Source organism: Thioclava sp. DLFJ5-1 (genome assembly GCF_002020115.1).
Lineage (GTDB): Bacteria > Pseudomonadota > Alphaproteobacteria > Rhodobacterales > Rhodobacteraceae > Thioclava > Thioclava sediminum.
The window spans coordinates 169,855-182,712 of record NZ_MPZU01000002.1 but is presented as its reverse complement, the minus strand read 5'-3'; the positions used below and the strand labels follow the sequence as shown (position 1 = coordinate 182,712).

Annotated in this window: 9 protein-coding genes; 4 read left to right on the top strand and 5 right to left on the bottom strand. The window is 65.2% G+C overall.

Annotation, left to right across the window (positions count from 1 at the left end):
• The gene (locus BMI86_RS08185; protein ID WP_078540625.1) at nucleotides 1-2,436 is read right to left on the bottom strand and encodes a circularly permuted type 2 ATP-grasp protein; all 2,436 of its coding nucleotides are present in this window, start codon (nucleotides 2,434-2,436) and stop codon (nucleotides 1-3) included.
• A gap of 21 nt (nucleotides 2,437-2,457) precedes the next feature.
• Complete coding sequence (locus tag BMI86_RS08180; RefSeq protein WP_078540624.1) at nucleotides 2,458-5,832, bottom strand: transglutaminase family protein; 3,375 nt, start codon at nucleotides 5,830-5,832, stop codon at nucleotides 2,458-2,460.
• Between the two features lie 231 nt (nucleotides 5,833-6,063).
• Between BMI86_RS08180 and BMI86_RS08175 the strand changes: the two genes are divergently transcribed.
• Entirely contained in the window at nucleotides 6,064-7,065 is a 1,002-nt protein-coding gene (locus BMI86_RS08175) for a Fe(3+) ABC transporter substrate-binding protein (protein ID WP_246831668.1), read from the top strand.
• An 87-nt stretch (nucleotides 7,066-7,152) separates the two neighbouring features.
• Here the strand turns inward: BMI86_RS08175 and BMI86_RS08170 are convergent, their stop codons facing one another.
• Nucleotides 7,153-7,926 (bottom strand): hypothetical protein, encoded by a 774-nt coding sequence (locus tag BMI86_RS08170; RefSeq protein ID WP_078540622.1) that lies wholly within the window; start codon nucleotides 7,924-7,926, stop codon nucleotides 7,153-7,155.
• Nucleotides 7,927-8,121: 195 nt separating this feature from the next.
• Here BMI86_RS08170 and BMI86_RS08165 point away from each other — a divergent pair, with 195 nt between their 5' ends.
• Nucleotides 8,122-9,057: a nucleoside hydrolase gene (locus tag BMI86_RS08165; protein WP_078540621.1), complete on the top strand. Its 936-nt coding sequence runs from the start codon at nucleotides 8,122-8,124 to the stop codon at nucleotides 9,055-9,057.
• Between the two features lie 117 nt (nucleotides 9,058-9,174).
• Here BMI86_RS08165 and BMI86_RS08160 read toward each other — a convergent pair whose 3' ends face one another.
• Nucleotides 9,175-9,780 (bottom strand): peptidylprolyl isomerase, encoded by a 606-nt coding sequence (locus tag BMI86_RS08160; protein WP_078540620.1) that lies wholly within the window; start codon nucleotides 9,778-9,780, stop codon nucleotides 9,175-9,177.
• Nucleotides 9,773-10,279, bottom strand: coding sequence for a peptidylprolyl isomerase (locus tag BMI86_RS08155; RefSeq protein ID WP_078540619.1), 507 nt, complete (start codon nucleotides 10,277-10,279; stop codon nucleotides 9,773-9,775). The genes BMI86_RS08160 and BMI86_RS08155 overlap by 8 nt, the downstream gene beginning before the upstream one ends.
• Nucleotides 10,280-10,460: 181 nt before the next feature.
• On the opposite strand from BMI86_RS08155, the gene BMI86_RS08150 reads away from it, so the two are divergent.
• Nucleotides 10,461-11,657 carry a phosphoglycerate kinase gene (locus BMI86_RS08150; RefSeq protein WP_078540618.1) on the top strand — a complete coding sequence of 399 codons (1,197 nt, stop codon included), beginning with the start codon at nucleotides 10,461-10,463 and terminating at the stop codon, nucleotides 11,655-11,657.
• Nucleotides 11,658-11,880: 223 nt separating this feature from the next.
• Nucleotides 11,881-12,774 carry a fructose bisphosphate aldolase gene (locus tag BMI86_RS08145; protein ID WP_078540617.1) on the top strand — a complete coding sequence of 298 codons (894 nt, stop codon included), beginning with the start codon at nucleotides 11,881-11,883 and terminating at the stop codon, nucleotides 12,772-12,774.
• Nucleotides 12,775-12,858 lie beyond the last annotated feature (84 nt).

The window sequence follows — 12,858 nt, the reverse complement described above, 5'->3', positions numbered from 1 at the left end:
TTACCTCAGATATTTCTGCGACACGAGATCGGAGAGCCGGAACAGATCCGACCGGATCTGCTGCAACATCTGGGGCGTGACCTCCTCGGGTTCGATCACCGAGAGCTGGGTGCGCAACGGCATCAGCGCGCGCAGCAGATCGCCCGGACGCCCGGCCACCTCAGCCTCGGGAAGCTCATCAAGAAGACCCTTCAACCGATTGAGATGAAACAGAATTGCGCGCGGGTTGGCGGCGTCGAGCACCAGCAGGTCCAGCACCGTCTCCAGATTGGTGCGCACCCGGTAGCGGCGCTGGTGGGTGATGACGCTGTCGGCCACCTCCACCGCCAGATCGAGCGCACCTTCCGGCGCATCCTCGGCGGTGAAACGGATGAGCAGCGCGGCAATCCCGTCGGCGCGTTCGAGCGCCCGTCCGATCGACAGGAAGCGCCAGCCCTCGAAGCGATACATGTTCTCGTGCACGAGACCGGAGAAGCCGGTGATCTTGCGCAAAAGCACCCCCATCGCGCGCGCCGTATCGTCGCCGGGGCGCGCGGTGCTCACCATCCCGCGGGCGGTCTTCGACAGGTCCTTCAGCGCGAGCCACCCATCGATCGAGAAGCGGTCACGCACTTTCGACGCACAGGCCTGCGCCGCATCGAGCCGCTGCAAAAGTGCATCCGGCACGGGTTGCGAGATATCGAACCCGTGCGCGCCGAGGAACTGCGCCAGGCGAGCCAACCGCTCGTCTTCCGGGCTTCCTGTCGCGGCGAGGCGTAGGTGATAGGCACGGATCACCCGGATCGAGTCTTCGCAGCGCTCGATGTAGCGGCCGAGCCAATAGAGGTTGTCGGCGGCGCGTGCAGGCAGCGTGCCGGGGATCTTGCGCCGGAAGGTGCCGGTCTGGCGCGGCGCCATGCTCGCCGAGGGCACCGGCTTGTCCGAGACGATCCAGACATCGGCCACGGCCCCGCCCTGCTGCATCGACAGAGCGGTCGCATCGCCCTCCGGCCCGATCCGGGCATAGCCGCCCTTCATGAACTGCCAGCCCTGCGGCGTGCGCGCGGCGAACACCCGCACCGTCATCGGACAGGGCCGGACCGAGCCGCCGCCCTGCCCGTCGTCATGCCATGCGGGCGTCGTGGACAGCGTCACCGCCTCCTGACCCACCAGATGCCGGCCCTCGGCCTCCAGCCAATCCGCGATCGGCGCCTCCGCGCCCGAGCGGAACTGCCCGCCCAGCGCGGTCGCTGCATCCAGATCGAAGGGCAGGTTCACCGCCATTGCGGGGCCGATCATCATGTTCTCGGCATTGGCGCGGACGTGGGCACGCTCTGACGCGCCGCCGCACCACCATGTCGCGATATTGGGCATGGCGAGCGGCTGCCCGGTCAGCACCCGCGAAATCTTCGGCAGGAAGGCCATCAGCGCGCGTGTCTCCAGCACGCCTGCGCCCAGCGCATTGACCATCGCGAGATTGCCCTCGCGCACCGCCTCCATCAGGCCGGGCGTGCCGATCTGGGTGTCGGGGTCCATCTCCAGCGGATCGACGAAGCCCGCATCCATCCGCCGCCAGAGCGCACCCAAGGGTTGCGGCCCCTCGATCGTGCGCACCATCGCCTCGCCATTCTGCACCAGCAGATCCTCGCCTTCGAGAAGCGACAGGCCGAGGTAGCGCGCGATATAGGTATGCTCATAGTAGCTGTCATTGGCCGGGCCCGGCGTCAGGATCGCGGCGCGGCGCATATCGCCCTCGCCCCGCCCCGCAAGCGTCTCTAGCGCGGCGCGGAAATCGCCGAAGAAAGTCGCGAGCTTGTGGATGTGATCGCGCGGGAAGCTCTCGGGGAAGATGCGCCCCGTGGCCATCCGGTTCTCCAGCGCGAAACCCGCCCCCGAGGGCGCCTGCGTCCGATCCCCCAGCACGAACCACGACCCGTCCGGCGAGCGCCCGATCTCGAAGGCGAGGAAATGCAGGTAATTCCCCCCCTTGGGCTGCACCCCCACCATCGGGCGCATCCAGTGCTTATTGCCCGCGATCAGTTCCGGCGGCAGATGCCCGTTCGAGACGAGATTTCCCGGCCCGTAGAGGTCGGCCATCACCGCCTCCAGCAGATCGGCGCGCTGTGCCAGCCCCTCGCAGATCCCGGACCACTCGCTTTCATGCAGGATGACGGGGATATGGCTCAGCGGCCATTCGCGTTCGGCCAGCACGTCGTTGGAATATTGCCGGTAATAGACGCCCGCATCGCGCAGGTATTGGTTGGCGCGCTCGAAGCGCTGCGGGATTTCCCCGGGTTCGAGCTTCAGGAACTTCTCCACGAAGGGCCGCCAGACGCGCCGCATCGCACCGGAGCGTTCGAACAGCTCGTCGGCCACGCCCGGCACGGGCGCATAGCCCGCCAGAAGCGGGTGCTGTTCGAGCGGGCTCGCAGCGTCGGACGTATTGGGGCTCTGCATCGGGTCTCCGTTAGGCTCGGATCAACTCAGCCCGACAGGACGTCGCAGGTCAAGCGTCAGGGGGAACTCCGGATGGGGGGTCTCCGGTTCCGGGCGATAGGCCCCCGGTGTATGACCATGCCCCTCGAAGCGCGCCAATCGGCGGGCTTCCGCCTCGTTGCCGTTCACCGGGAAGGTATCGTAGTTGCGCCCCCCCGGATGGGCCACGTGATAGACACAGCCCCCGATCGCCCTACCCGTCCAGTCGTCATAGATGTCGAAGGTCAGCGGCGCATTGACCGGCAGCGTCGGATGCAGCGCCTCGGCAGGTTGCCACGCCTTGAAGCGTACCCCGGCGACCGAGACACCGCTTTCCTGCGTCCGAGCGAGCGGCACGGGACGCCGGTTGCACATCACCTTGTAGCGGTCCTGATGGAGCGAGGTCATCTTCACCTGCAAACGCTCGACCGAGCTGTCGGTATAGCGCACGGTGCCGCCGATGGCGCCGGTCTCTCCCAGCACATGCCACGGCTCCAGCGCCTGACGGATCTCGAGATGCACGCCTTCCGCCTCGATCTGACCGCAGAAGGGGAAACGGAACTCCGATTGCGCCTCGAACCATTGCGGATCGAGATCGAAACCGTGGCGGCGCAGATCGGCGAGAAGATCGGTGAAATCCTCCCAAAGGTAATGCGGCAGCATGAAGCGGTCATGCAGCACCGTCCCCCAGCGCACCGGACGCCCCTCTATCGGCGCATTCCAGCACCGCGCGATGATGGCGCGCAGCAGCAGTTGTTGCGCGAGCGACATGCGCGGGTCCGGCGGCATCTCGAAGCCGCGGAACTCGACGAGGCCAAGGCGACCGGTCGGCCCATCAGGCGAATACATCTTGTCGATGCAGATCTCCGCCCGGTGGGTATTGCCCGTGACGTCGGTCAGCATGTTGCGCAGCAGCCGGTCCACCAGCCACGGCGGCGGCACATTGCCAGCCTCGGGCGGGTGGATCTGGCTCAGTGCGATTTCCAGCTCATAGAGCGTATCGTGCCGCGCCTCGTCGATGCGTGGGGCTTGACTTGTCGGGCCGATGAAGAGGCCCGAGAACAGGTAGGACAGCGAGGGATGCCGCTGCCAGATCAGGATCAGCGACTTCAGCAGATCGGGGCGACGCAGGAAGGGGCTGTCGAGCAGCGTCTCTCCCCCGACAACCACATGATTGCCGCCCCCTGTTCCGGTATGCCGCCCGTCGATCATGAACTTGTCGGCGCCCAGCCGCGACTGGCGGGCCTCTTCATAGATCGCCTCGGTGGTGGCGACGCAATCCTCCCAGCTATGGGCGGGATGGATATTCACCTCGATCACGCCGGGATCGGGCGCGACCCGGATCACGTTGAGGCGCGGATCGTGCGGCGGCGCGTAGCCCTCGATATGGATCGGCAGTCCCATCGCCTTGGCGCTTTCCTCGGCGGCGGCGATCAGTTCGAGGTAATCCTCCAGATCCTCGGTCGGCGGCATGAAGACGCAGAGCCGCCCATCGCGCGGTTCGACCGAGATCGCGGTGCGCACGACGCCGTCGATGGTATCAAGATCCTGCTCGACGATCCGCTGCCCCGGCTCGGCCGATTGCGCCTCGGAGACGGGTTGGCTGTGTTCCTCCGTGGGCTTGTCGACCAGCCCCTTCTCGGCGGCCTTTTCCATCTCGGCATGGAAGTCGGGCAAATCGCCTTTGGGCAGCGAGGTGTCGGTGACGTAGTGATAGGGGTATTGCGCGGGTGGCACATAGGGCAGCGCGCCCAGCGGCAGACGGAACCCCGCAGGGCTGTCACCCGGGATCAGGAACAGCTTGCCGCGCCGGGTCTTCCACTTCTCCGAGCGCCAGCGATGGCCGGGCTGCGCCTTGGCCTGCCAACGCTGCACCGGCAGGATGTAACCCGTGGGCGTCTCCAGCCCGCGATTGAAGACCCGCGCGAAACGCGCGCGATCCTCGGGGTTCTTCAGCTTGCTGTCCTCGGGCGTGACATTCTCCGGCAGATTGCCCTCTTTCAGCATCCATTCGGCCGGGTCTTCATAGGCGGGCTGGGCGTGATCGGGCTCGATCCCCAGATGCTCGGCAATGCCGCGCATCAGCGTACCCGCCTCTTCCGGCCCCGCGCCGGTCTTGTCGCCCTCCTTGGCGATCAGATCCTCGTCGCGCCAAATCGGCTTGCCGTCGCGCCGCCAGTAGAGCGAGAAGGTCCAGCGCGGCAGGCTCTCGCCCGGATACCATTTGCCCTGCCCGTAATGCAGAAAGCCCCCCGGCGCGAAGCGATCCCGCAGCCGCCGGATCAGCTCATCGGCCAGCGCACGCTTTTGCGGCCCCACGGCGGCGGTGTTCCATTCGTCGCTCTCGAAATCGTCGATGGAGACGAAGGTCGGCTCGCCCCCCATCGTCAGGCGCACATCGCCCGCTTTCAAGCTCTCATCCACCTTGCGCCCCAGCGCATTGAGCCGGTCCCAGGCCTCGTCGGAAAACGGCTTGGTGATGCGCGGATGTTCGGCCACCCGGTCCACCGTCATGTCGAAGGCGAAACTCACCTCCGGGCTGCCGACCGAGGAAAAGCCCCCCGAGATCGGCGCGGCATTGCGGAAATGGGGTGTCGCGGCCAGCGGGATATGGCTCTCGCCGGTCAGCAATCCGGACGTCGGGTCCAGACCGATCCAGCCCGCGCCGGGGATGAAGACCTCGCACCACGCGTGCAGGTCGGTGAAGTCGTGATCGGTGCCCGATGGCCCGTCGAGCGCCTCCAGATCGGGCTTCAACTGGATCAGGTAGCCCGACACGAACCGCGCCGCGAACCCCAGATGCCGCAGCACCTGCACCAAGAGCCACGAGCTGTCCCGGCACGAGCCAGAGCGTTTCTGCAAGGTCTCCTCGGGCGTCTGCACGCCGGGGTCCATGCGGATCGTGTAATCGACCACCTTGGAGACATGCGCATTCAGCGCGACGAGGAAATTGACCGTCCCTTTGATCGTGTAGTCGATCTCGCCGATGAACTGCGCCAACAGCGGGCCTTCCGGCTCTGGGGTGCGGTAGATCGACAGGTCGTCGCGCAACTCCTCGGGATAGTCGAAGGGCCATTCCTCGGCGAATTCCTCGGTGAAGAAATCGAACGGGTTGTAGACGGTCATGTCCGCCGTCAGGTCCACCTCGATCTTCAGCTCGGTCACCGGCTCGGGAAAGACGAAGCGCGCGAGCCAGTTGCCGTAGGGGTCCTGCTGGTGATTCACGAAATGCCCGCCGGGCGAGACCTTGAGCGAATGCGAGATCACGCGGGTGCGCGAATGCGGCGCAGGCCGCAGGCGAATGATCTGCGGGCCGAGTGTCACGGGGCGGTCATAGGTGTAATGGGTCAGGTGATAGATACTGGCATGGATCGCCATAAGTCTCGCTCCCGCAATAAGTCTTCGCGATTTCACGATGACGGAGGCGGCGCTCCGGTAAAAGCCGCAATTTCAAAAAATGCGCCCTGCCCCTGCCCATTGGTCAATCGAACGCCCAAAAAGCGGGCAGGCAGGCAGCGGCAAAATATTTCCGATCAATTCACTCAGGCATTGACGCGTTCGTGAGCGACCGCTACCTCTTCGCTCACGAAAACGCGAATGGAGACTTCAATGACCCGGACCCTCGCCCTCGCCCTGATGGGCACGGCCCTCGCCACGCCGACGCTTGCGGATGTGAACATCTACTCCCACCGTCAGCCCGAACTGATCCAGCCCGTGCTCGACGCCTTCACCGAAGAGACCGGGATCGCGGTGAACATCGCCTATGTCGAGAAAGGCATGGTCGAGCGCCTGAAAGCCGAGGGCGACCGCTCCCCCGCCGATCTGGTGCTGACCGTCGACATCGCGCGGCTGAGCGAAGTGGTGAATGCGGACGTGACGCAGGCGGTCGAGGACCCGGCGCTGCAAGACGCGATCCCCGCCGAATTCCGCGACCCGGAGAACCACTGGTTCGGTCTGACCTCGCGCGCCCGCATCGTCTATGCCTCGAAAGAGCGCGTGGCCGATGGCGAGGTGACGACCTATGAAGACCTCGCCTCCGACAAATGGAAGGGCCGCATCTGCACCCGCTCCTTCACCTCGGATTACAACGTCGCGCTGACCTCGGCCTATCTCGCCCATCACGGCGAAGAGGCGACCAAGGAATGGCTCGAAGGTCTGAAAGCGAACCTCGCCAAGACGCCCGAGGGCAACGACCGCAGCCAGGTGAAGTCGATCTGGGCGGGCGAATGCGACATCTCGCTGGGCAACACCTATTACATGGGTCAGATGCTCGCCGATCCCGAGCAGGCGCAATGGGCCAATTCCGTGCGCATCACCTTCCCGGTTTTCGAGGAAGGCGGCACCCATATGAACGTCTCGGGCATGGCGATGACCAAATCCGCGCCGAACCGCGAGGACGCGCTCAAGCTGATGGAATTCCTCGTCTCGGATGAGGCGCAGGAAATCTACGCCCAGACCAACCACGAATTCCCGATCAAGCCGGGCGTTGCGCGCTCCGAACTGGTGCAAAGCTGGGGCGAATTCACGCCGGACACGCTGGACCTCGCGAAACTGGCCGAGCTGCGCCCGACCGCGCTGAAGCTGATCGACGAGGTCGATCTCGACGGCTGATCGCGCTCCCGCATCAAAAACACAGAAAGCGGCGTCCAGCGGGCGCCGCTTTTCTCATTGTCCGGAATTGGAGCGCAACCGCAGCGGTTACTGGGCCGCGATCTGCAGCGCCTCGTCGGGGCCGATGCGCACGCCGTCGATAGCGGCCATCTGTTCCAGATCCTGCTCGTAGCGACGCTGCAGCGAGGCCCGGTCGAGCGGATCGAACTCGGCGATCGGCGTGCCTTGCGGCTGCTGGTGATGGAACCGCGCCAGACGGCGTTTCTGTTTCGGCCCGATCACGACGCCCGAATGGTGCAGGCGCTGCATCATCGCGATCACCGTATCGGCATGGGCGGTCTCAGCATCGGGCGCGGGATCGAGCGAGGCGCCCGGCACCAGCGCGGCCATCGCCTCGCCGATCTTCGAGCCATGCGGCAACACGATGATTTCGCGCGGGTTGAGACCGGCTTTCAGATCGCGCACCACGTTCACCCAGCGGCGCGGACGCGCCATCAGGCGCGGCGTCAACTCTGCGAAGGGCTTGAGCGGACGGCGCGCGGCGAGATCACGCCAGAGCGCCGGGTAATAGTCTTCATAGCTCGGTGCGTAGAGCACCACGCGCCCGACCGAACCGCTCAGCGCCTCGCGGAACCGCTCGGCCCGTTCCTGAGCCCGGGCGAAAAGGTGATAGAGCCCCGCCGCCGCATCGCCGATCAATTGCGAATCGAGATGGACACGTCCGCCAGCCGCAGCCCCGATCACCGCCGGACCATAGCCTGCGCGAGCCAAAGCGTCCTGCCCACAGCCAAGCGTGCGTGCCATCTGGCCACTCATTCCACCCGAAGCGGGCGCTGCGATGAAGATGTGATGCTGGTTCATGTCTGGGTGTCCTTCCCTGCAGATAGTGGTCTAGAGACCGAATGTGGCCAAATGTGGCCGCTCGCAGGAAAGCTTCGCGGCGAACACACGCATAGGTAATGTCGATTTGGTGTGCCCGAGGGTCACCCCTCCCCATATCTGGACATCGCCGCGACACCACGCCAAGGTCGCGCCGGACCCGCGAAGGAGGCGAAAATGGCGCGCAAGATCATCATCGATACCGATCCCGGACAGGATGACGCGGTGGCGATCCTGCTGGCGCTGGCCAGCCCCGACCTCGAAGTTCTGGGGATCACCTGTGTCGCCGGGAACGTGCCGCTGCCGCTGACGTCCAAGAACGCGCGCGTGGTCTGCGAATTGGCCGGGCGGACGGATGTGCCGGTCTATGCGGGCTGCGACCGGCCGCTCGCGCGAGACCTGGTCACGGCGGAATATGTCCACGGCAAGACCGGGCTCGACGGGATCGAACTGCCCGAGCCTCAGATGCCGCTGCAGGACCAACACGCGGTCGACTTCCTGATCGAGACGCTGCGCGCCCATCGCGCCGGCAGCATCACGCTCTGCCCGCTGGGCCCGCTCACTAATATCGCGACCGCGCTCCAACGCGCCCCCGACATCGCCGAGAAGATCGCCGAGATCGTGCTGATGGGCGGCGCCTATTTCGAGGTGGGTAACACCACGCCCGCCGCCGAATTCAACATCCATGTCGATCCGCAGGCCGCCGAGATCGTATTCAAATCGGGCGTGCCGCTGGTGGTGATGCCGCTCGACGTGACGCATAAGGCGCTCACCACCCGCGCCCGCATCGAGGCGTTCCGCAATCTCGGCACCCGCGTCGGCCACGCGGTCGCGAGCTGGACCGATTTCTTCGAGCGCTTCGACATGGCGAAATACGGCTCCGAGGGCGCGCCGCTGCACGATCCCTGCGTGATCGCCTATCTGCTCAAGCCCGACCTGTTCACGGGGCGGCATATCAATGTCGAGATCGAGACCACATCGGAGCTGACCATGGGCATGACCGTCGCCGACTGGTGGCGCGTGACCGACCGGGCGCCGAATGCGATGTTCATGGGCGATCTGGATGCGGACGGGTTCTACACGCTCCTGACAGAGCGGATCGCGCGGCTGTAACACGCGCAGGGGGCTCTGCCCCCGCTTCGCTGACGCGAAGCCCCCCCGGGATATTTGGGCCAAGCCGAAAGTGGAAGCCTGCGCAAGAGAAAGGGGGCCGAAGCCCCCTTGCCCGGTTTACTTGTCTTCCACCGTCGCCTTGACGATGTAATCGGGGTCGTCGACCACGCCGTTGCGCGCGGCGTCGCCCTTCTTGATCTTGTCGACCACATCCATGCCGCTCACGACATGGCCCACGACGGTATATTGCCCGTCGAGATGGGGCGCGGGGGCGAACATGATGAAGAACTGCGAATTGGCCGAGTTCGGATCGGCCGAGCGGGCCATGCCCACGATGCCGCGCTGGAAGGAGATGTTCGAAAACTCCGCCGGAAGGTCGGGCAGATCGGAGCCGCCCATACCGGCCATCGACGTATCTCCGCCCTTCTTGCCGAACTGCACATCGCCCGTCTGGGCCATGAAGCCGTCGATCACGCGGTGGAAGACGACATCGTCGTATTTGCCTTCCTTGGCGAGCGTCATCAGGCGTTCGGCGGATTTCGGGGCCTTGTCGGTGAGCAGGTCGATCACGACCTTGCCTTCGGTCTGACCGCCGATTTGCAGGACGAGCTTCGGCCCGCCGGTATCGGCCACGCCCGAGCTGTCTTGTGCGAAAGCAGCGGGGGCTGCGACGACGAGGCTTGCGGCGGCGGCGAGAACGGTGCGGCGCAGGATATTACGCATCGGCGGCCACCTTCACCGAGATCATCCGGTCGGGGTTCTGCGGCGGCTCGCCGCGCGCGATCTTGTCGACATTCTCCATCCCGGAGATCACGCGGCCATAGACCGTGTATTGACCGTTGAGGAAATGGTTGTCCTTGAAGTTGATGAAGAACTGCGAGTTGGCCGAATTCGGGTTCTGCGAGCGCGCAGCCCCGAGCGTCCCGCGATCATGCGGCAGCTTCGAGAATTCCGCCGGAAGGTCGGGATATTGCGAGCCGCCCGTGCCCGCGCGGCCCGGATTGTAGTCCTTTTCCATATTCGCGTTCGCGACATCGCCGGTCTGGGCCATGAAGCCCTCGATCACGCGGTGGAAGGCCACGTTGTCATAGGCGCCGTCGCGGGCGAGTTGCTTCATGCGCTCGGCATGTTTCGGGGCGACGTCGCTGAGAAGCTCGATCACGACCGGCCCGTCCTTGAGCTCGATGATGATCGTGTTCTCGGGATCCTTGATATCGGCCATTGGGTCCTCCGTTGAAAATTTGGGCTGACCATAGGAGCGAGACCCTTGCGCGGCAAGGACAAAGCGCCGCAGTTCGGTCAGCCGTGTTGACGCGACCCATCGCCGCAGGCATGAAGAATGCAAGCCGCGGGAGCGGGCCACATTCACGATGGTCCCCTGCGCAGATAGGGAGAGTGATTTCATGGCTTGGAAAACCCTCGACGAGGTCGATCTGGACGGCAAGGTCGTGCTGGTGCGCGTGGATATCAACGTGCCCGTGGAGAACGGAAAAGTGACCGACGCGACGCGCATCGAGAAGATCGTGCCGACCGTGCAGGACATCATGTCGAAGGGCGGCAAGCCGGTGCTGCTGGCGCATTTCGGTCGCCCCAAGGGTCAGGTCGTGCCCGAGATGAGCCTCGAGCCGCTGGTGCCCGCGCTGGAGAAGGCCTTCGGCTTCCCGGTGAAATTCGCCAAGGACTGCGTCGGCGGCCCCGCCAAGGAAGCCGTGGGCGCGCTGCAGAAAGGCGAGGTTCTGCTGCTGGAGAACACCCGCTTCCACGCCGGCGAAGAGAAGAACGATCCGATGCTGGCCGCCGAGATGGGCGCGCTTGGCGAGGTCTATGTCAACGACGCCTTCTCGGCTGCGCACCGCGCGCACGCGTCGACCGAAGGCATTGCGAAGATCCTGCCCGCAGCCGCCGGCCGCCTGATGGAAGCCGAGCTGAAGGCGCTCGAGGCGGCCCTTGGCGACCCCGAGCGCCCGGTGACGGCGGTCGTGGGCGGCGCGAAGGTCTCGACCAAGCTCGACCTGCTGGGCAATCTGGTGGCCAAGGTCGATCACCTGATCATCGGCGGCGGCATGGCGAACACCTTCCTCGTGGCGCAGGGCATCGATGTCGGCAAATCGCTGGCCGAGCGCGACATGGCGGGCACGGCGAAAGAGATCATGGAGAAGGCCAAGGATGCGGGCTGCAAGATCCACCTGCCCGTCGACGTGGTCGTGGCGCGCGAGTTCAAGGCGGGCGCCGAGAACGAGACCGTGGCCAATGACGCCTGCCCGGCGGATGCGATGATCCTCGACGCTGGTCCGAAATCCGTTGAGGAAATCACGAAGGTCTTCGAGAACTCGCGCACGCTGATCTGGAACGGCCCGCTCGGCGCGTTCGAGATCGCGCCCTTCGATGCGGCGACCAATGCGGCGGCGGCAAAAGCGGCCGAACTGACCCGCGACGAGAAGCTGATCTCGGTCGCAGGTGGCGGCGATACGGTCGCGGCGCTCAACAAGGCCGATGCGGCGAAGGACTTCTCCTATATCTCGACCGCGGGCGGTGCTTTCCTCGAATGGATGGAAGGCAAGGTCCTGCCGGGCGTGGCCGCGCTCGACCAGCAAAGCTGAACTTCGCGCCCTGTGACAGGGCGCAGAGACCGATCGGGCCGGGGCTGCGAGAGCGCCCCGGCCCTTTTCATTTGCGCGTCTTTTCGCGGCGCAGGACGGCGCGTAGCGGCGAGGTCACGCCAAAATTCACGCCATTTCGCGATGTTAGCGTCACCAGCGTTGCATCGCCCCGGCGCGGAAACTATCCCTTCTGACAACACCATATCCCGCAGGAGGAATTTCCATGTCCAACGCCAAGCAGACCGAGCAGATGCGCGAGGGCAACGGCTTCATCGCAGCCCTCGACCAATCGGGCGGCTCCACCCCCAAGGCGCTGCGGCTCTACGGGATCGAGGAAGACGCCTATAACGGCGAAGAGGAAATGTTCGACCTGATCCACCAGATGCGCGCGCGGATCATCAAATCCCCCGCCTTCACCGGCGAGAAAGTGGTCGGCGCGATCCTGTTCGAGGAGACGATGGATCGCGAGATCGATGGCACGCCCACCGCCACTTACCTCTGGGAAAAGCGCGGCGTGGTGCCCTTCCTGAAAATCGACAAGGGGCTGGAGGCCGAAGAGAACGGCGTGCAGCTTATGAAGCCGATCCCAGGCCTCGACGATCTGCTGTCGCGCGCGGTCAAGGCGGGCATCTTCGGCACCAAGGAGCGGTCGGTGATCTCGGCGGCCAATGTCGGCGGCATCAAGGCGATCGTCGATCAGCAGTTCGAGCTGGGGATGCAGGTGCTGAGCCACGGTCTGGTGCCGATCCTCGAGCCGGAAGTGACGATCTCGATTGCTGACAAGGACGAGGCCGAGCAGATGCTGCTGGCCGAGATCCTCAGCCATCTCGACACGGTGCCCGAGGGCAAGCAGGTGATGCTGAAGCTTTCGCTGCCGACCGAGCCGAACCGCTACAAGCCGCTGGTCGATCACCCGAAGGTGCTGAAGGTCGTGGCGCTCTCGGGCGGCTATTCGCGCGACGAGGCGAACGAGAAGCTGGCCAAGAACACCGGGATGATCGCGTCCTTCTCGCGTGCGCTGACGGAGGGCCTCTCGGCCCAGCAGTCGGACGCGGAGTTCAACGCGATGCTGGAAGAGGCGATCACCTCGATCCACGCAGCCTCGGTGGCGGGGTAAGGTCGGTTAACCGATCAGGGGGCTCTGCCCCCACTCCCTGCGGGAGTTCCCCCGGGATATTTGAACCAAGCCGAAGCGGGGCGT

Excerpts from the sequence above, each read along its gene's own strand:
- BMI86_RS08185 (WP_078540625.1), bottom strand. The coding sequence starts at position 2,436 with ATGCAGAGCCCCAATACGTCCGACGCTGCGAGCCCGCTCGAACAGCAC.
- BMI86_RS08180 (WP_078540624.1), bottom strand. The coding sequence starts at position 5,832 with ATGGCGATCCATGCCAGTATCTATCACCTGACCCATTACACCTATGAC.
- BMI86_RS08175 (WP_246831668.1), top strand. The coding sequence starts at position 6,064 with ATGACCCGGACCCTCGCCCTCGCCCTGATGGGCACGGCCCTCGCCACG.
- BMI86_RS08170 (WP_078540622.1), bottom strand. The coding sequence starts at position 7,926 with ATGAACCAGCATCACATCTTCATCGCAGCGCCCGCTTCGGGTGGAATG.
- BMI86_RS08165 (WP_078540621.1), top strand. The coding sequence starts at position 8,122 with ATGGCGCGCAAGATCATCATCGATACCGATCCCGGACAGGATGACGCG.
- BMI86_RS08160 (WP_078540620.1), bottom strand. The coding sequence starts at position 9,780 with ATGCGTAATATCCTGCGCCGCACCGTTCTCGCCGCCGCCGCAAGCCTC.
- BMI86_RS08155 (WP_078540619.1), bottom strand. The coding sequence starts at position 10,279 with ATGGCCGATATCAAGGATCCCGAGAACACGATCATCATCGAGCTCAAG.
- BMI86_RS08150 (WP_078540618.1), top strand. The coding sequence starts at position 10,461 with ATGGCTTGGAAAACCCTCGACGAGGTCGATCTGGACGGCAAGGTCGTG.
- BMI86_RS08145 (WP_078540617.1), top strand. The coding sequence starts at position 11,881 with ATGTCCAACGCCAAGCAGACCGAGCAGATGCGCGAGGGCAACGGCTTC.